Origin of the sequence: Leifsonia sp. CL147 (assembly GCF_900114565.1) — a bacterium.
Lineage (GTDB): Bacteria > Actinomycetota > Actinomycetes > Actinomycetales > Microbacteriaceae > Leifsonia.
Genome location: NZ_FOTM01000007.1, coordinates 46,970 through 66,293, shown reverse-complemented (window position 1 = coordinate 66,293; position 19,324 = coordinate 46,970). Strand labels below are relative to the sequence as shown.

At 69.2% G+C, this 19,324-nt stretch carries 15 protein-coding genes; 14 read left to right on the top strand and 1 reads right to left on the bottom strand.

Going from position 1 to position 19,324, the window contains the following annotated elements; translation table 11 throughout:
- The first annotated feature begins 18 nt into the window (after window positions 1-18).
- A complete protein-coding gene (locus BM287_RS08225) occupies window positions 19-624 on the top strand; it encodes an ANTAR domain-containing response regulator (RefSeq protein WP_090038105.1) in 606 nt (201 codons plus the stop codon).
- A gap of 121 nt (window positions 625-745) precedes the next feature.
- Here the strand turns inward: BM287_RS08225 and BM287_RS08220 are convergent, their stop codons facing one another.
- The gene (locus BM287_RS08220; RefSeq protein WP_090038108.1) at window positions 746-1,150 is read right to left on the bottom strand and encodes a hotdog fold thioesterase; all 405 of its coding nucleotides are present in this window, start codon (window positions 1,148-1,150) and stop codon (window positions 746-748) included.
- A 56-nt stretch (window positions 1,151-1,206) separates the two neighbouring features.
- On the opposite strand from BM287_RS08220, the gene polA reads away from it, so the two are divergent.
- The 13 genes from polA to uvrA all read left to right on the top strand — a co-directional run bounded on the left by polA (window position 1,207) and on the right by uvrA (window position 19,320).
- Window positions 1,207-3,894: a DNA polymerase I gene (gene polA / locus BM287_RS08215; protein WP_090038111.1), complete on the top strand. Its 2,688-nt coding sequence runs from the start codon at window positions 1,207-1,209 to the stop codon at window positions 3,892-3,894.
- 83 nt (window positions 3,895-3,977) lie between these two features.
- The gene (locus BM287_RS08210; protein ID WP_090038115.1) at window positions 3,978-5,651 is read left to right on the top strand and encodes a DUF885 domain-containing protein; all 1,674 of its coding nucleotides are present in this window, start codon (window positions 3,978-3,980) and stop codon (window positions 5,649-5,651) included.
- A gap of 17 nt (window positions 5,652-5,668) precedes the next feature.
- Window positions 5,669-6,328 carry a DUF4166 domain-containing protein gene (locus BM287_RS08205; protein WP_090038119.1) on the top strand — a complete coding sequence of 220 codons (660 nt, stop codon included), beginning with the start codon at window positions 5,669-5,671 and terminating at the stop codon, window positions 6,326-6,328.
- Window positions 6,325-7,308 (top strand): epimerase, encoded by a 984-nt coding sequence (locus BM287_RS08200; RefSeq protein WP_090038122.1) that lies wholly within the window; start codon window positions 6,325-6,327, stop codon window positions 7,306-7,308. The genes BM287_RS08205 and BM287_RS08200 overlap by 4 nt, the downstream gene beginning before the upstream one ends.
- 107 nt (window positions 7,309-7,415) lie before the next feature.
- Window positions 7,416-8,858, top strand: a complete 1,443-nt coding sequence (rpsA, locus tag BM287_RS08195) for a 30S ribosomal protein S1 (RefSeq protein ID WP_090107286.1) — start codon at window positions 7,416-7,418, stop codon at window positions 8,856-8,858.
- A gap of 199 nt (window positions 8,859-9,057) precedes the next feature.
- The gene (coaE, locus tag BM287_RS08190) at window positions 9,058-9,663 is read left to right on the top strand and encodes a dephospho-CoA kinase (protein ID WP_090038127.1); all 606 of its coding nucleotides are present in this window, start codon (window positions 9,058-9,060) and stop codon (window positions 9,661-9,663) included.
- A gap of 62 nt (window positions 9,664-9,725) precedes the next feature.
- On the top strand, window positions 9,726-11,792 hold the full coding sequence (gene uvrB, locus BM287_RS08185; RefSeq protein ID WP_090038130.1) for an excinuclease ABC subunit UvrB: 2,067 nt from the start codon (window positions 9,726-9,728) through the stop codon (window positions 11,790-11,792).
- 168 nt (window positions 11,793-11,960) lie between these two features.
- Complete coding sequence (locus tag BM287_RS08180) at window positions 11,961-12,734, top strand: DUF4129 domain-containing protein (protein WP_244528054.1); 774 nt, start codon at window positions 11,961-11,963, stop codon at window positions 12,732-12,734.
- The gene (locus BM287_RS08175; RefSeq protein ID WP_139230635.1) at window positions 12,731-13,336 is read left to right on the top strand and encodes a hypothetical protein; all 606 of its coding nucleotides are present in this window, start codon (window positions 12,731-12,733) and stop codon (window positions 13,334-13,336) included. Before BM287_RS08180 ends, BM287_RS08175 begins: the two co-directional genes overlap by 4 nt.
- Entirely contained in the window at window positions 13,326-14,351 is a 1,026-nt protein-coding gene (locus BM287_RS08170) for an AAA family ATPase (protein WP_090038139.1), read from the top strand. The genes BM287_RS08175 and BM287_RS08170 overlap by 11 nt, the downstream gene beginning before the upstream one ends.
- 45 nt (window positions 14,352-14,396) lie before the next feature.
- Window positions 14,397-15,704: a DUF58 domain-containing protein gene (locus tag BM287_RS08165; protein ID WP_090038142.1), complete on the top strand. Its 1,308-nt coding sequence runs from the start codon at window positions 14,397-14,399 to the stop codon at window positions 15,702-15,704.
- A complete protein-coding gene (locus tag BM287_RS08160) occupies window positions 15,701-16,219 on the top strand; it encodes a hypothetical protein (protein WP_244528052.1) in 519 nt (172 codons plus the stop codon). The genes BM287_RS08165 and BM287_RS08160 overlap by 4 nt, the downstream gene beginning before the upstream one ends.
- Window positions 16,220-16,407: 188 nt before the next feature.
- A complete protein-coding gene (gene uvrA / locus BM287_RS08155; protein WP_090038145.1) occupies window positions 16,408-19,320 on the top strand; it encodes an excinuclease ABC subunit UvrA in 2,913 nt (970 codons plus the stop codon).
- Window positions 19,321-19,324 lie beyond the last annotated feature (4 nt).

Below are 19,324 nucleotides of genomic sequence, written 5' to 3'. Positions count from 1 at the left end.
TACCGTAGGCTTTCACGCGTGACTGACCAGGAGACCACCCCCACCGCACCCCGCCGCGTCGTCGTGGCGGAGGACGAATCGCTCATCCGCCTCGACATCGTCGAGATCCTGCGCGACAACGGTTTCGAGGTCGTCGGCGAGGCCGGAGACGGCGAGACGGCGGTCGCGCTCGCGACCGAGCTGCGCCCGGACCTGGTCATCATGGATGTGAAGATGCCGCAGCTCGACGGCATCTCGGCGGCGGAGCGCCTCTCGAAGGATCACATCGCGCCGGTCGTGCTGCTGACCGCCTTCAGCCAGAAGGAGCTCGTCGAGCGCGCGACCGAGGCGGGCGCCCTCGCCTACGTGGTCAAGCCGTTCACGCCCAACGACCTCCTCCCGGCGATCGAGATCGCCCTCGCCCGCTACCAGCAGATCATCGCCCTCGAGGCCGAGGTCGGCGACATGGTCCAGCGCTTCGAGACCCGCAAGCTGGTCGACCGCGCCAAGGGCCTCCTCAACGAGAAGATGGGCCTGTCGGAGCCGGAGGCGTTCCGCTGGATCCAGAAGGCCTCCATGGACCGCCGTCTCACGATGCACGACGTCGCCCAGGCGATCATCGACCAGCTCGCGCCCAAGAAGTAGCGCGGCCGCCAGCGGCACATTCGTGACGAATGTCGCGCAATCGCGTCGCCAGCGGCACATTCGTGACGAATGTCGCGAAATCGCGCCGCCAGCGGCACATTCGTGACGAATGTGCGGCGGGCTACAGCTCCTTGATGAGGTTCGTGATGCGGATCGTGGAGCAGCGGCGCCCCTGGTCGTCGGTCACCGCGATCTCATGCGTGGTCAGCGTACGGCCGAGATGGATGGGCGTGCACACGCCCGTGACGTAGCCGCTCGTCGCCGAGCGGGTGTGCGAGGCGTTGATCTCGATGCCGACCGCGAGCCGTCCGTCGCCCGCATAGAGGTTGGCGGACATGGAGCCGAGCGACTCCCCGAGGACCACGTAGGCGCCTCCGTGCAGGAGGTCGGCGGGCTGGGTGTTCCCCTCGACGGGCATGCGTGCCACAGCCCGCTCCACGCTGAACTCGAGGATCTCGATGCCCATCTTCTCGGCGAGCCTGCCGAGCCCTCTCTGCTGCACGTACGAGAGCGCATCCTCGGTCATCTTCGACCTTTCCACGGGTCGTCTGGACTGTCACCGGCCGCTTGTAGGCTGTCCTGGTGTCAGACTCCGAAAAGCCTACCCTTCTCGTCATCGACGGCCATTCGCTCGCTTTCCGGGCCTTCTACGCCCTCCCGGTCGACAGTTTCGTGAACCGCGAGGGTCAGCACACGAACGCGATCCACGGCTTCATCGCGATGTTCATCAACCTGCTCCAGCAGCAGAAGCCGACGCACCTGGCCGTGGCCTTCGACATCTCGCGTTACTCCTTCCGCACGCGCGAGTATCCCGAGTACAAGGGCACGCGCAACGAGACCCCGTCGGAGTTCGCCGGACAGGTCCCGCTGCTCGAAGAGGCGCTCCATGCGATGAACGTGACGACGATCGCCAAGGAGGACTACGAGGCCGACGACATCCTCGCGACCCTCGCCCGGCGCGGCGTCGAAGAGGGGTACCGGGTCCTGCTCGTCTCGGGCGACCGCGACACCATCCAGCTCGTGAACGAGGATGTCACGCTGCTCTACCCGAACGTCCGGGGCGTCTCCGAGCTCAAGGTCTACGACCGGGCGGCGGTGATCGAGCGCTACGGCATCGAGCCGCACCAGTATCCCGAGATCGCGGCCCTCGTCGGCGAGACGAGCGACAACCTGATCGGGATCGACAAGGTCGGCGAGAAGACGGCCGTGAAATGGGTGCAGCAGTACGGAACGGTCGACAACATCGTCGCGCACGCCGACGAGATCACGGGCGTGGTGGGTCAGAAGCTGCGCGAGCAGAAGGAGAACGCCCTCCGCAATCGCCGGCTCAACAAGCTCCTCGACGACGTGGAGCTGCCGATCAGCCTCGCCGAGCTCGAACGCAAGCCGCTCAACGAGAACGCGTTGCGCGACATCTTCGCGCGGCTGCAGTTCAAGACCCTGCTCGAGCGTCTCATGAAGACGGCAGCCGAGGAGGGGATGCTCGACGGCGCCCTGTCCGTCGCCGAAGTGGGCGATGCGGGAGCGGTCAGCGCTCCGGCCGTCCGGTCGCTGACGGAGGAAGAGCTCGCGAGCTGGCTGTCCACAGCTTCGGCCGAGGGTACGGCCGTCGCGGTCCAGCTCGAACTCGGGCCCGCGGGGATCAGCGGTTTCGGCCTCGCCACTGCGGATGAGACGGTGTACGTGCCGTGGACGCCCCCGCGCACGGGTGCTGCATCCTCGGCGCAGGGGGCCCTGGAGCGTTGGCTCGCGAGCAGCGCACCGAAGTACTTCTTCCACGCGAAGCCGCAGTTCAAAGCCCTGAGCCGCGCCGGTTTCATCGTGGACGGACTGGCGTTCGACACCCGGATCGCATCCTGGCTCGTTAAGCCGGGAGCCGCTCCGCAGTCGCTCGCGGAGCAGGTCTACGAGGTGCTCGGCGAGACCCTTCCGGTCTCCGATCCCAACCAGCTCGTGCCGATCAACGACGCCGTCAGCCCGGCGACCGAGGCCTGGTACATCCGTCGCGTCGCCGAGGGCCAGATGATCGCGCTCGACGAGGGCACGCGCGCCGTGCTCGACGACATCGAGCTGCCGCTCGTCGCGGTGCTGGCCGAGATGGAGCTGAACGGCGTCACGCTCGACACCGAGGTTCTCGCGCGGCTGCGTGGCGAGCTCACGGACAAGGCCAACGACTTCGCGGCCCAGGCGTACGCGCAGATCGGCCACGAGATCAACCTCGGGTCGCCGAAGCAGCTCCAGCAGGTGCTCTTCGAGGAGCTCGGGATGCCGAAGACCCGCGCGACGAAGACCGGCTACTCGACCGACGCCGGCTCGCTCGCCGACCTGCAGGAGAAGAACCCGCATCCGTTCCTCGGACTGCTGCTCCAGCACCGCGACGCGACGAAGCTGAAGCAGATCGTCGAGACGCTGGAGCGGTCCGTGGAGTCCGACGGGCGCATCCACACCACGTACGACCAGACCGGCACGAGCACCGGCCGCATCTCGTCCAACGACCCGAACCTCCAGAACATCCCGATCCGCACCGAGGAGGGGCGCGAGATCCGTTCCGCGTTCCGCCACGGAGAGGGCTTCGAGACGCTGCTCACGGCCGACTACTCGCAGATCGAGATGCGGATCATGGCCCACCTCTCCGGGGACCCCGGGCTGATCGAGGCGTTCAACCTGGGCGAAGACCTGCACCGTTTCGTCGGCTCTCGCGTCTTCGGTGTGGATCCTGCGCAGGTGACCCCGGCCATGCGTACGAAGGTGAAGGCGATGTCCTACGGACTGGCCTACGGCCTCAGCGCGTTCGGCCTGTCCAAGCAGCTGCGCATCGAGACCTCCGAGGCGCGGCAGCTCATGTCCGACTACTTCGAGCGCTTCGGCGCGGTTCGCGACTACCTGCGCAATGTCGTCGAGCAGGCGCGGGTCGACGGCTTCACCGAGACGATCTTCGGTCGCCGCCGTCCATTCGCCGACCTGACATCGACCAACCGGGTCCTCCGGGAGAACGCCGAGCGCCAGGCGCTCAACGCGCCGATCCAGGGTTCGGCGGCCGACATCATGAAGGTCGCCATGCTGGGGATCGCGGGCGACATGATCGATCAGAAGCTCGACTCCCGGATGCTGCTGCAGGTTCACGACGAGCTCATCTTCGAGGTCGCCTCTGGCGAGTGGGACGCGCTGGAGGCGATCGTCCGCGCGCGCATGGCCGGCGCGGTCGATCTCCGGGTCCCCCTGGACGTTCAGGTCGGTCGAGGCTCCGACTGGGACGCCGCCGCACACTGAGACGAACTGTGCAACAGGTGGAGGTTGTCCACAGATCGCCATTCCTCGTGTTCCCGCTGGGCCGTGCTCGATAGGGTCGGATCATGACCAACGATCAGAAGCGCGAACCCACCCCGGTCGACACGATCGCCGAGGAGTGGGTGGACACCCAACTCGAGCTCTACCCCGAATTCCATGTGTGGCTGGGGCGACCGGGCCGCGAAGGCGAGTACGCCGACTACTCGCCGGCCGGGGCCGAGCACGCCATCGCGAAGGTGAAGGAGGCGCTCGCGCGCATCCGCGCGGCCGAACCGGTCGACGAGATCGACCGCATCACCCGAATGGACCTGTCCCGCGAGCTGCAGCTCACCATCGAGAAGCACGAAGCCGGGTTCGCCCAGCGCGACCTCAACGTGATCGCCTCTCCGGCGCAGGAGCTGCGCGACATCTTCGACATCGTGCCGACGGACACCGAAGACGACTGGGCCAACGTCGCGAAGCGGCTCCACAACCTCCCGGCCGCGATGGACGGGTACATCGAGACCTTGCGCAGCGGCATCGCAACCGGGAACACCCCGGCGATCCGCCAGGTTCGTGAGGTGCTCACGCAGGCCCGCAAGCAGGTAGCGGGCACCGGATTCTTCTTCGAATTCACCGGTGACGCCAAGCCGCTCGAGGGCGAGCTGCCCGACGCGCTGAACCGTGACCTCGCCGCCGGCGCGCAGGAGTCGGCAGAGGCGTACGCCCGCCTCGCCGAGTTCCTGGAGAACGAGCTCGCACCCCACGCGCCCGAGAAGGATGCCGTCGGCCGCGAGCTGTACGCGCTCGCGTCGCGCGGGTTCCTCGGTGCGACGGTCGACCTCGACGAGACCTACGAGTGGGGGATCGAGGAGCTCGCCCGGATGCGGGCCGAGCAGGAGTCGATCGCGCGGGAGATCAAGCCGGGCGCTACGGTGCTCGAGGCCATCGAGTTCCTCGACGGCGATGCCTCCCGCAAGCTGCACGGCACCGACGCCCTCCAGCGCTGGATGCAGGAGACCAGCGACCGGGCGATCGAGGAGCTCGGCAAGTCGCACTTCGACATCCCGGCCGAGATCCGCCGCCTCGAGTGCATGATCGCGCCGACTCAGGAGGGCGGCATCTACTACACCGGTCCCAGCGACGACTTCGCACGCGCCGGACGGATGTGGTGGAGCGTCCCGGAAGGAGTCACCGAGTTCGACACCTGGCGCGAGCTGACGACCGTCTATCACGAGGGCGTTCCCGGTCACCACCTGCAGATCGCGCAGGCGACCTACAACAAGGCGCAGCTCAACTCCTGGCGCCGGATCGCGGGCACCTCTGGCCACGCCGAGGGATGGGCCTTGTACGCCGAGCGCCTCATGGAGCAGCTCGGCTACCTGGACGACCCGGCCGACCGGCTGGGGATGCTCGACGGCCAGCGGATGCGCGCCGCGCGCGTGGTGCTCGACATCGGCGTGCACCTCGAGAAGCCGCTGCCCGACGGCTCACGGCCGTGGACCGGCGAGGACGCCTACCCCTTCCTCCGCGAGAACGTCAACATGAACGACAGCTTCGTGCGCTTCGAGGTGAACCGTTACCTCGGGTGGCCGGGCCAGGCTCCGTCGTACAAGATCGGTCAGCGCATCTGGGAGCAGCTGCGGGACGAGTACGCGCGACGTGCAGGTGCGTCCTTCGACATCAAGGCCTTCCACAAGAAGGCCCTCGACATCGGCGGCGTCGGCCTCGACACGCTGAAGGCTGCGTTGCTCGACTGAGCCCCCGCATCCTCTCCGTGACGACCTCCCCGTACCGCGCCGCCCTGGGTACGGCGTTCGACGACCTGCATCCGCGGCTGCAGGCGTACTTCGACGACATCCCGGCCGGCGCGGTCGGGCGGGGGAGCGGCGCGTTCGACCGTGTCGGGACGCCGCGGCGCTGGCTGTGGCCGGTGCTTGCGGTCCTCGCCCAGGCCCACGTGATGTTCCCGGTGTGGGAGCGCTCGGTGCCGTTCACGGTGGAGAACCGGCCGGTCGTGGTGGATGGCGCACCGGCCGTCGCGGCGATCCGCACGTTCCACCTTCGCGGTCGCCCGGCCGCGATGATCGACGAGATCCGGGTGGAGGACGACGCGCTCGTCGACAGGCTCGGGGTCCCGGCGCGCGTGGAGGCGCGGTTCTCTGCGAGGGTGCGGGACGGCGGGCTGCGGTTACGGTCGAACGCGGTGTGGCTGCTCGTCGGCCGCGCGCGGGTGCGCATCCCGCGGGTCATCGCGCCGGTGGTGGTCCTGACCGAGCGATGGGACGAGCAGACCGAACGGCAACTGGTGTCGATCGCGGTCGCCGCGCCCGGGATCGGCCGGATCTATCAGTACAGCGGCCGGTTCCGTTACGAGATCACGGAACAGCACGACGCAGGACAGCACGACGCAGAGCAGGGGGAGCGGTCGAAGTGAGCGAGCGCATCGTCATCACCGGGGCATCCGGTTTCGTCGGGAGATATCTGGAGCAGCACTATCGCGCTGCGGGCGCCGAGGTGCTGCTGGTGGGCAGAAGCGGCCCACACGTGCGCTGGGGCGATGCGGCCGCGCTGCGAGAGGCCGTCACCGGGGCGGCGGCGGTGATCAATCTCGCCGGGAAGAGCGTCAACTGCCGCTACGGCGATGCGAACCGCGCCGAGATCTTCCGCTCCCGCCGGGAGACCACCCGGGCGATCCGGGAGGCGATCGCCGGCAGTGATGCCCCACCTCCCGTCTGGTTCAACGCCTCCACTGCGACGATCTACCGCCACGCCGAGGACCGGCCGATGACGGAGTCGACGGGGGAGCTCGGCACGGGCTTCTCGGTGGAGGTCGCGAAGGCCTGGGAGCACGAGCTGTTCGACGGCGACCTCCCGGGCACCCGCCGGGTGGCCCTCCGCATGGCCATCGTCCTGGGCGACGGGAGCGCGCTGACGCCGTTGGTGAACCTCGTGCGGTTCGGCCTCGGCGGTCCGCAGGTCGACGGCCCGTGGTTCGCGACGAGCGCCCGCCGCAACTCCGGCACCTTCCACGAGTACCGGGCGCACGGCGGCCGGCAGCGCTTCAGCTGGGTGCACATCGCCGACGTCCTCGGCGCGATCGAGTTCCTGCGCGGCCGGCCCGATCTCGACGGAGCCGTGAACGTCGCAGCGCCGCATCCCACCGACAATCGCACGCTGATGGCGACACTGCGACGGCTGCTGGGCCGCCGCGTCGCGCTCCCGGCCCACCGGTGGATGCTCGAACTCGGCTCCGCGGCTATCCGCACCGAGACGGAGCTCGTGCTGAAGAGCCGCTGGGTCGTTCCCGAGCGGCTGGTCGACGCCGGCTACGAGTTCGCCTACCCCGAGCTCGAACCCGCGCTGCGGGACATCCTCACCGCGCGCGGGTTGCTGCACGCATCCGCCGCCGGGTAGACTAGAACGTCACTTGTCTGACATCCCTATCCGCCTGCCGTTCGCGGAACAACCTGAACACTCGTCGCGACCGGCCTGATTCCTGTCCATTACGGAGCACCCACTACATGACAACCGCAACGACCGACAAGGCACCCAAGCAGGTCGCCGTCAACGACATCGGATCTGCTGAGGACTTTCTTGCCGCGGTCGAAAAGACGCTGAAGTTCTTCAACGACGGAGACCTCATCGAAGGCACCGTCGTCAAGATCGACCGCGACGAGGTCCTCCTCGACGTCGGTTACAAGACGGAGGGCGTCATCCCCTCCCGTGAGCTTTCCATCAAGCACGACGTCGACCCCAGCGAGGTCGTCGAGGTCGGCGACACCGTCGAGGCCCTCGTTCTCCAGAAGGAGGACAAAGAGGGTCGTCTCATCCTGTCCAAGAAGCGTGCGCAGTACGAGCGCGCGTGGGGCGACGTCGAGAAGATCAAGGAAGCGGACGGCGTCGTCACCGGTACGGTGATCGAGGTCGTCAAGGGCGGCCTGATCGTCGACATCGGCCTCCGCGGCTTCCTGCCTGCGTCGCTGATCGAGCTGCGCCGCGTCCGCGACCTCACCCCGTACCTGGGTCAGGAGATCGAGGCCAAGATCCTCGAGCTCGACAAGAACCGCAACAACGTGGTGCTGTCGCGCCGCGCGCTGCTGGAGCAGACCCAGTCGGAGTCCCGCACCACGTTCCTCAACAACCTGCACAAGGGCCAGGTCCGCAAGGGCGTCGTCTCGTCGATCGTCAACTTCGGTGCGTTCGTCGACCTCGGCGGCGTCGACGGTCTCGTCCACGTGTCGGAGCTCTCCTGGAAGCACATCGAGCACGCCTCCGAGGTCGTCGAGGTGGGCCAGGAGGTCACCGTCGAGATCCTCGAGGTCGACCTCGACCGTGAGCGCGTCTCCCTGTCGCTGAAGGCGACGCAGGAGGACCCGTGGCAGGTCTTCGCCCGCACCCACGCGATCGGTCAGGTCGCACCGGGCAAGGTCACCAAGCTCGTTCCGTTCGGTGCGTTCGTCCGCGTCGCGGACGGCATCGAGGGCCTCGTGCACATCTCGGAGCTGTCCGGCAAGCACGTCGAGCTGGCCGAGCAGGTCGTCTCGGTGGGCGACGTGGTGTTCGTCAAGGTCATCGACATCGACCTGGAGCGCCGCCGCATCTCGCTCTCGCTGAAGCAGGCGAACGACGGCGTCGACCCGGAGGGCACCGAGTTCGACCCGGCGCTCTACGGCATGGTCACCGAGTACGACGACCAGGGCAACTACAAGTACCCGGAGGGCTTCGACCCGGAGACCAACGAGTGGAAGGAAGGCTTCGAGTCGCAGCGCGACGAGTGGGAGCAGCAGTACGCTGCCGCCCAGGCTCGCTGGGAGGCGCACAAGCGCCAGGTTGCGAAGGGTATCGAGGAGGCCTCCACCGACAGTGGTACGTCCTCGTACACCTCCGAGCCCGGCTCGGGCGGAACGCTCGCCGACGACGAGTCGCTCGCGGCTCTGCGTGAGAAGCTCAGCTCCAACTCCTGAGCATCCTCTTCAGAAACGGCCGGTCCCTCGGGACCGGCCGTTTCGTCGTTCCCGGGGCCGCCGGAGCGGGCACGACGGCGACTGCGGCGGTTTGTAACGACTGCGGCGCGTCGCGCAGGCGCAGACGTGACGCGGCACCGCAGTCGCTCTCGCGGGTGACGGCCGACCGGCGACGGCGGGGTGCGGATAGGCTGGGCGCGTGCAGCTGATCGGACTCACCGGGGGGATCGCCTCCGGCAAATCGACCATCGCCTCCCGTCTCGCCTCGCACGGCGCCGTCGTCGTCGACGCCGACCGCATCGCGCGCGAAGTAGTCGAGCCCGGCACGCCGGCGCTGGCGGAGATCGCCCGCCGCTTCGGCGACTCCGTGATCGCCGCGGACGGCAGCCTCGACCGCCCGGCGCTCGGCGCGATCGTGTTCGGTGACCCCGCCGCACTGCAAGACCTCAATGCGATCACCCACCCCGCCGTGCTGAAGGCCTCGACCGCACGCTTCCGTGCCGCCGCCGACGCCGACCCGGACGCGATCGTCGTGTACGACGTCCCCCTGCTGGTCGAATCGGCGAACGAGTACCCCTTCGACCGCATCGTCGTGGCGCACGCCGACGCAGCGTCTCGCGTCCGCCGGCTCGTCGCCCTGCGCGGGATGGACGAGGCGGAGGCGGAGCGCCGCATCCGTTCGCAGGCGTCGGACGACGAGCGTCTCGCGGTCGCCGACGTCGTGATCGACACCGGCGGCACGCTGGAGCACACGCTGGAGCAGGTGGATGCGCTCTGGAAGGAGCTGCACGGCGCCGCACGGTGACGCCCGTTCCGCTGTGAGCGAGAGCCGGCAGCAGTGTCGGTGGTCCTTCCTACACTGGAGGCATGCTCACCACGCGCGCCGTCCGACCATTCGAGGTCGTCAGCCAGTACAGCCCGAGCGGCGATCAGCCGCAGGCGATCGCCGAGCTGACCGCGCGCATCAACGCGGGCGAGACCGATGTCGTGCTGCTGGGCGCGACCGGTACGGGCAAGTCGGCGACCACCGCGTGGCTCATCGAGCAGGTGCAGCGGCCCACGCTCGTGCTCGCGCACAACAAGACGCTGGCGGCGCAGCTGGCGAACGAGTTCCGCGAGTTGCTGCCGAACAACGCCGTCGAGTACTTCGTGTCGTACTACGACTACTACCAGCCCGAGGCGTACGTCCCTCAGACCGACACCTTCATCGAGAAGGACTCCTCGGTCAACGCCGAGGTGGAGCGGCTGCGGCACTCGACCACGAACTCCCTGCTGAGCCGGCGGGATGTGGTGGTCGTCTCCACGGTGTCCTGCATCTACGGCCTCGGTGCGGCCGAAGAGTATCTGGAGGCGATGGTCGCCCTGCAGGTCGGCCAGAACGTGGGGCGGGACGCTCTGATCCGCCGCTTCGTCGGCATGCAGTACGAACGGAACGATGTCGACTTCTCGCGGGGCAAGTTCCGGGTGCGCGGCGACACGATCGAGATCATCCCGATGTACGAGGAGCACGCCATCCGGATCGAGCTCTTCGGTGACGAGATCGAGGCGCTGTACTCGCTGCACCCCCTCACCGGCAACGTGATCCAGAAGATGGATGCGGTGTCCGTGTTCCCGGCGACGCACTACGCGGCCAGTCCGGCCACCATGCAGCGGGCCATCGGCACCATTCAGGAGGAGCTGCGCGAGCGACTGCAAGAACTGGAGCGCGAGGGCAAGCTGCTCGAGGCGCAGCGGCTCCGCATGCGCACCCAGTTCGACCTGGAGATGATGGAGCAGATCGGCTTCTGCTCCGGCATCGAGAACTACTCTCGGCACATCGACGGGCGTCAGCCCGGCGAAGCGCCGAACTGCCTGCTCGACTACTTCCCCGACGACTTCCTCGTCGTCATCGACGAGTCGCACGTGACCGTCCCGCAGATCGGCGCGATGTACGAGGGTGATGCCTCCCGCAAGCGCACGCTGGTGGAGCACGGATTCCGGCTGCCGAGCGCACTCGACAACCGGCCGCTGAAGTGGAACGAGTTCAAGGATCGCGTCGGTCAGACCGTGTACCTCTCCGCGACCCCGGGCAAGTACGAGCTGGGGATCGCCGATGGCGTGGTGGAACAGATCATCCGTCCGACGGGCCTGATCGATCCGGAGATCGTGGTCAAGCCGACGAAGGGTCAGATCGACGACCTGCTCGAGGAGATCCGGGTGCGGTCGGAGCGTGACGAGCGTGTCCTGGTCACCACGCTGACCAAGAAGATGGCCGAGGAGCTGACCGACTTCCTCGCGGAGGCCGGGGTCAAAGTGCGCTACCTGCACTCCGACGTCGACACCCTCCGGCGGGTGGAACTGCTCACCGAACTCCGTGCGGGCGTCTACGACGTGCTGGTCGGCATCAACCTGCTGCGTGAGGGACTCGATCTCCCGGAGGTGTCGCTGGTCGCCATCCTCGACGCGGACAAGGAAGGGTTCCTCCGTTCGTCGACCTCCCTGATCCAGACGATCGGTCGAGCGGCGCGGAACGTCTCCGGCGCCGTGCACATGTACGCCGACGTGCTCACCGACTCCATGAAGAATGCGATCGAGGAGACGGACCGCCGGCGCGAGAAGCAGGTCGAGTACAACCGTGTCAACGGGATCGACCCGCAACCGCTGCGCAAGCGGATCGCCGACATTACGGACATTCTGGCCCGAGAAGAGGCGGACACGGCACGGATGCTCGCCGGCCGCGAGCAGCGGCGGAAGAGTCCGACCCCCAACCTGCGGAGCGGCGGCATCGCAGCGGAGGGTGCCGCAGAGCTGGAGGGACTGATCGCCGACCTCAACCAGCAGATGCTGGCAGCGGCGGGCGAGCTGAAGTTCGAACTGGCGGCGCGACTGCGCGACGAACTGTCCGATCTGAAGCGGGATCTCCGCCAGATGGAGAAGGCCGGCCACCTCGGCTGAGCCCGCCGCTGTTGCAGGCGCCCGGAACAGGAACAGGAGCAGGAACAGGAGCAGGAGCAGGAGCAAGAGCAGGCGCCCGGAGCAGGAACAGAAGCCGGGGATACAGGAGCACACTCCCGAGCCCGACAGGTTCCCCCGGTTTCCCGGCCTGCGGGCTACGGTTGCAGGGTGGCAGCACAGGTGACAGGACGGCGGTGGACGCTCGCCGCGTGCGTCGTCCTGGTCGCAGCAGCCCTGCTCGCGCTGGCCTTCCAGGGGAGCCCGCAGTTCAGCGGGCCCCGGATCTTCCTCCCCGCGGCGCCGACACGGACGAGCGGCAGTGTCGACCGGCTCCCCACCTCCTCGCCGCAGCCCCAGCAGAACTCTCAGGTGATGCAACTGGACCTGTCGTGGCTTCTGGTCGCGTTGATCGTGCTCGCTGCCGTGGTCGCGGTGGCACTGCTCTGGCGTTGGCTCCGCCGACGGGCGAATCCGCCCGAACCGGCCGCCCTGGGGCTGCTCAGCTCCGCCGACGCGTCGAGTGCGCCGGCGCCGGTGCCTGAACCGGAGCCCGAACCGGAGCACGTACGACGAGGACTCGACCGGGCAGCCGAGGTGCTCGCCGAACAGCGGGAACCCCGGGATGCGATCGAACGCGCCTGGGTGGGCCTGGAGGAGGGCGCCGCCGACTGGGGCGTCCGACGTCTCCCGGCCGAGACGCCGGCCGAGTTCGCCTCCCGCGTGGTCGCCCGGGTCGCCGCCGACCGGGACGCCGCCGCGCGCCTGCTCGCCCTCTACGTCCGTGCCCGTTTCAGCACGGCGGCCGTCACCCGCGGGGATGTCGCGGAGGCCCGCCGGGCCGTCGACGCGCTCCGCGCCTCGTGGAGCGCCGCCCCGCCCGGCGTGGACCGTCGGGCGCCGGGCGGCTCCGCCCGTGGCCGAGGAACGGCCGGACCACGATGACCGCGACTCGCCGACTCCCGTCCGGGATGCCCCGGAGGCTCATCCTGAGCGCCCTGCTGGGCGTCGCGATGGGTGTCGCCGCCTGGCTTCTCGGCATGGATGCGGCGCACACCGTCGGCCTGGGCGCGGCAGCTTTCGGCCTCTCGTCCTGCCTTTCGGCGCTCGGCGAGGTCGCAGAGGTGACCTGGGCGACCCCGCCTGCGCCGTCGCGGACCGGCTCGCGCCGGGACGTCGCCCAGCTCGGCTGGTCGCTCGGCGCCCGTGGCGGCCGGGTCTCGTCGGAGGGCGTCAGGGCGCTGCGTTCCGTCGCGGAGCGCGCAGTGGCCCTGCGCGGCCTCGACCTGGAGGACCGTTCCGCCGACGAGCAGCTGGAGGAGCTCCTCGGCCGCCAGACGCTGGCGCTGCTGCGACGGGGATCCGGTTTCGAGATGCGCACCTCCGCCCTGGCCGCGGTGCTGGATCGTCTCGAGGCGCTGATCGCCGAAACGGCGTCCTCCGCTCCGGCGTCGCCGACAGGACGCGCTTCCCCCGCTCCGCCCCCGAACCCGACCATCGCCTCCACCCCGATCCCGACCCCTGAGGAGCCGCCCCGTGTCCGCTGAACCCCCGTTCGACCCCGCGACGCCGCTTCCGGTCTCCGAGGTGGCGCGCTTGGGAGCCGACGTGCTCGAGCGGGTCGGAAGCGTCGTCGTGGGGATGCGCGAACCACTGCGGATCGCGTTCGCGACCATCCTCGCGGGCGGCCACGTGCTGTTCGAGGATGTCCCCGGTCTCGGCAAGACGCTGGCCGCGCGCAGCATCGCCGCCGCGGTCGGGCTGGACTTCCGGCGACTGCAGTGCACGCCCGACCTGCTGCCGTCCGACATCACGGGCTCCTTCGTGTACGTGCCGGGCATCGCAGACTTCGAGTTCCGGCCGGGTCCCGTCTTCACCGGGCTCTTCCTCGCCGACGAGATCAACCGGACGTCGCCCAAGACGCAGTCGGCGCTGCTGGAGGCGATGGCGGAGGGGCAGGTCTCCGTCGAAGGGAAGAGCTTCCCGCTCCCGTCGCCGTTCCATGTGGTGGCGACGGCGAACCCCATCGAATCGGAGGGCACCTATGCGCTTCCGGAAGCGCAGCTCGACCGGTTCATGGTCCGGTTGAGGGTGGGGTACCCGGACGAGGACGGCGAAGCACGCGTCCTGCTCTCGCGGGTCGCCCGGCGTCACGAGGTCGCCACGGTCGAGCCGGTCATCGACGCAGCGACCCTGCGGTCGATGCAGGCGGGCGTGGAGGCGGTGGATGTGGATCCGGACATCGCCGCGTACTGCGTCCGGCTGGCCGCCGCCACCCGACGGCACCGCTCCGTCGAGGTGGGTGCGTCCCCGCGCGGATCGCAGGGCCTCCTCCTCGTCGCGCGGGCGCTGGCCGTGCTGGACGGGCGCGACTTCGTCATCCCGGACGACGTGAAGGCCGTCGCGCTTCCCGTCCTGGCGCACCGTCTCACGCTGACGGTACAGGCGTGGACCGGCGGGGTGGTGGCCGAGCAGGTCGTCACCGAGGTAGTCAACACGGTGCCCGGCCCGCCCGCGGTCGGGGTCGCACAGCGGACGGGCGAGGAGGCGGCGAGCCGATGATCGGCGGGCAGCCGGACGGGATCGCCCGGTGGAGGCGGTGAGGGGATGACGGATCGCGCGAGCACCTCGAGCCGCATCGCCTGGATGCCGAGTCCGGCGCTGGCCGCTGCGGTGGTCATCGGAGTGGTCGGCCTGGTCGCCGCCTTCGTGATGTCCCGGGCGGAGCCTGCGTTCGTCGGCGCTCCGCTGCTGGTGGCCGCGGCGCTCGGCTGGGAGCGCCGGCCATCCGGCGACTCCGTCGCCCTGGACACGTCAGCCGACTCCGAGGGCGCCGTCCACACCTCCCTTGGCCTGCCGCTGCTCTCGGTGCGGGTGCACGCCGCCGCCGCACAGCATCCCGAGGCCCTGCAGCTGCGGTTGTCGCTCGGAGGAGCCGCGCCCGTGGATGCGGTGGTCACCCCACGTGCCGCGGCCGGCCTGACCGCCGAGGTGCCGCTGGTGCACTCCGGCCGCCAGCGCGTCGTAGCGGTCGAGGCGCGTGCCGTCGGCGCCGACGCGGCGTGGGTCAGCATGCCGGGGGAGGAGGCGGCGATCGAGCGCGTCGTGCGTCCGCGCCAGGCGCCGGTCCGGAGCCTGCCGCTCCCGGCGCGCCTCCTCGGCCTGACCGGGCAGCACGTGTCGACCCGGCCGGGTGAGGGCGGAGAGTTCCGCGACATCGACCTCTTCCATCCCGGTGACCGCCTCCGGCGGATCGACTGGCGGGCGACCGCCCGGGCGGGCCGCGCGGGGGAGCTGTACGTCCGGCGCACGACCGCCACCTCGGACGCCGCGATCCACCTGGTCATCGACGCCAGGGACGACCTGACCGGCGTCGTCGCGGACTGGTCGGAGCGGTACCCGCGCCCCGCGGTGTCGTCACTGGATCTCGCCCGCGAGGCGGCCGCATCGCTGACCGCCGCGTATGCCGCGGCGGGGGACCGGGTGGGGTTCGACGACCTGAGCGAGTACGGGCGCGTGCTGCCGCCGCGGGCGGGCGCTCGGCACCGGGAACGCGTGCTCCGCGCGATCGAGCTGACCTCGGCGACCGGGACGACGTTCCAGCGGGTCCGCGCGCCGCGGCTGTCGCCCGGGGCACTCGTCTTCGTGCTCTCGACGTTCCTCGACGATCAGCCGGTGACCCTCGCGCACACCTGGCGCGCCGCGGGTCACCGTGTGATCGCCGTCGACGTCCTGCCGGCCCGGGATGTGCGGGAGCTGACCTCACGCGACCGTCTCGCCCTGCGGACGGTCGAGCTCGCACGCCGTATCCGGCTGGAGCAGCTGCAGGCCGGGGGAGCGGAGTTCGTCCGGTGGGAGGATGCCCCGGGCCGCGAGGCGTCCCTCCGCGCGATCGCGGCGGGACGGCGACGATGAACCGCGTCCCGGTCCTCGGCGTCTTGACGATCCCCGGCTGGTCCGTGCGTGCTCTGTTCGCCGCGATCGCGCTCCCGTTCGTGCTGGTCGGCATCCCGGTGGGCACGTGGACGGGCATCGCGGCCGTGCTCATCGGGGTCGCGGTGTGGCGTCCGCGCTGGTTCACCGCCTGGGTGCTGATCGGGATCCTCCTGCTCTCGTCCCTCGTCGAGCCGGGAACGGTGACTCCGCGACTCCTCGGTCTCGTCGCGGGAGTGCACGCGCTGCACCTCGTCGCCGGCTGGATGCTCGTCGTGCCGAGCGCAGCGCGAGTGCAGCCCGCCGTGCTGCTGCCGTCGCTGCGTCGCTTCGTGCTGATCCAGGTTCCCGCGCAGGCGGCCGCCGTCGTGCTTCTGCTCTCCGCCCGGGGAGCCTCCAGCCCGCTGCTGGCCCTCCTGTCCGGACTCGCGCTCGTCGCACTGGTCGGTCTCCTGCTGCCGGCTCTGCTGCGCCGGCCTCCTCGCGCGCCACGCTGACCGTGGCCTGGAGGCCGTCCTCCTGCACCCGCCGGGGACGAATGTCGGTGGTCGCGCCTAGACTCGCGCTTGCGCGGTTTGGTGCGTTCGGGAGGATAGAATCGAACACACGTTCGATCCGGCGAACGGGATGCGCGGTGGGCGAACAGCCGGCGAGAAGACAGCACGGATGGCGGAGAATAGAGCGAGTGAGCAGCGGGCGAGTGAACATCGAGTCGGGGAACATCAGCAGAGTGACCGGGTCGCACCTCAGCGTGCGTGGAGCGCGCGTGCACAACCTCCACAATGTCGATCTGGAGATCCCGCGCGACTCGATGGTCGTCTTCACCGGCCTCTCGGGGTCGGGCAAGTCCTCGCTCGCCTTCGACACGATCTTCGCGGAAGGCCAGCGCCGGTACGTCGAGTCGCTGTCGGCGTACGCCCGCCAGTTCCTGGGTCAGGTGGACCGACCGGACGTCGACTTCATCGAAGGCCTGAGCCCGGCCGTCTCGATCGACCAGAAGTCCACCAACCGCAACCCGCGCTCGACCGTCGGCACGATCACCGAGATCTACGACTACATGCGTCTGCTGTGGGCGCGCATCGGCGTGCCGCACTGTCCCGTCTGCGGTGAGCGCATCCAGCGCCAGACCGTCCAGCAGATCGCCGACCAGCTGATGGAGCTGGAGCCCGGCACGCGGTACATGGTCGTCAGCCCGGTCGTCTCGCAGAAGAAGGGCGAGTTCGTCGACCTCTTCAAAGAGCTGGCCGCGAGCGGCTACTCGCGTGCCCTGGTCGACGGCGAGCAGATCCAGCTCTCCGACCCGCCGGCGCTGAAGAAGCAGTACAAGCACGACATCTCCGTCGTCGTCGACCGTCTGGTCGCCGGCCCGGACATCCTCGGCCGTCTCACCGACTCGCTGGAGACGGCGCTCCGGCTGACGGACGGCCTGGTCCAGGTCAACTTCGTCGACCGCGAGGGGTCCGCCGCGTGGCAGAACTTCAGTGAGAAGCTCTCCTGCCCGAACGGCCATCCCATCCAGCTGACCGAGATCGAGCCGCGGACCTTCTCGTTCAACGCTCCCTTCGGCGCCTGCCCGGAGTGCTCGGGCCTCGGCACGCGCATGTCGGTGGATGAGCAGCTGCTGCTCGGCGACGACGAGCAGAGCATCTCCGAGGGCGTCATCATCCCGTGGACGACCCAGGGCAAGGGACTCTTCAACTACTACGAGAAGCTGCTCGACGGCCTCGCTCGCGATCTGAAGTTCTCTCTGAAGACACCGTGGAAGAAGCTGACCACCGAGGTGAAGGACGCCGTGCTCCACGGCGACAACTTCGAGGTCAAGGTGCGGTGGAAGAACCGCTACGGGCGCGAGATGTCGTACACCTCCGGCTTCGAGGGCGTGGTGCCCTATATCGAGCGGCAGTACCTGCAGGCCGAGACGGACACGCAGCGCGCCCGCTGGGCCGAGTACCTGCGCGAGGTGCCGTGTCCGGTGTGCGACGGCAAGCGGCTCAAGCCCGAGGTGCTCGCGGTGCTCGTGCACGGCAGGAGCATCGCGGACGCGTCGCAGCTGAGCCTCAGCGACGCCCGCGCGTTCATGGAGAAGCTGCACCTCACCGAGCGCGAGCAGAAGATCGGCGCACAGGTGCTGCGCGAGATCAAGATCCGGCTCGACTTCCTCATCCAGGTGGGCCTCAGCTATCTCGACCTGGCGCGCGCGGCCGGGACGCTCTCCGGCGGCGAGGCGCAGCGCATCCGCCTGGCGACCCAGATCGGCTCGGGCCTGACCGGCGTGCTCTACGTGCTCGACGAGCCGAGTATCGGCCTGCACCAGCGGGACAACCGCCGCCTCATCGACACGCTCGTCGCGCTGCGCGACCTCGGCAACACGCTGATCGTGGTCGAGCACGACGAGGACACCATCCGCACCGCCGACTGGATCGTCGACATCGGCCCGGGCGCCGGCGTCAACGGCGGGCACGTCGTGCACTCCGGTTCCTACGAGGAGCTCCTGGCGAACACCGACTCGCTGACCGGCGACTACCTCGCCGGCCGCCGCGAGATCCCGGTGCCTCCGAAGCGTCGCAAGGTCGACAAGAAGCGCATGATCCGGGTCGTGGAGGCGGAGGCCAACAACCTGAAGAAGGTGACCGTCGACTTCCCGCTCGGCACCTTCGTCGCGGTGACCGGCGTCTCGGGTTCCGGGAAGTCGTCGCTGGTCAACGACATCCTGTACCGGGTCCTCGCCAACAAGCTCAACGGCGCCCGCAAGGTGCCGGGCAAGCACCGCACGGTCACCGGTCTCGAGAACCTCGACAAGGTCGTTCACGTCGACCAGGCGCCGATCGGCCGCACTCCGCGGTCGAACCCCGCGACCTACACCGGCGTCTTCGACCGCATCCGGACGCTGTTCGCCGAGACTCCGGAGGCGAAGGCCCGCGGCTACCTCCCCGGCCGGTTCAGCTTCAACGTCAAGGGCGGACGCTGCGAGGCGTGCTCGGGCGACGGGACGATCAAGATCGAGATGAATTTCCTGCCGGATGTCTACGTCGCGTGCGAGGTGTGCGGGGGAGCGCGGTATAACCGCGACACGCTCTCGGTGCACTACAAGGGCAAGAACATCGCCGAGGTGCTCGACATGCCGATCAGCGAGGCGGCCGAGTTCTTCCGGCCGATCTCGGCGATCCACCGCTTCCTGCAGACGCTGGTGGATGTGGGACTCGGCTACGTCCGGCTCGGCCAGAGCGCGACCACGCTCTCCGGCGGCGAGGCCCAGCGCGTCAAGCTGGCCACCGAGCTGCAGCGCCGGTCCAACGGCCGCAGCGTGTACGTGCTCGACGAGCCGACGACCGGGCTGCACTTCGAGGATGTCCGCAAGCTCCTGCTGGTGCTCAACGGGCTGCTCGAGAAGGGCAACACGGTCATCGTGATCGAGCACAATCTCGATGTCATCAAGTCGGCCGACTGGATCATCGACATGGGACCGGAGGGCGGCGCCGGCGGCGGCGAGGTCATCGCGACCGGCACGCCGGAGCAGGTGGCCGAGGCCCCGGGCAGCCACACGGGCTTCTTCCTCAAGGAGATGCTGCAGGGCGAGTCCGCCCGGGGTGCCGCCTGAGGCG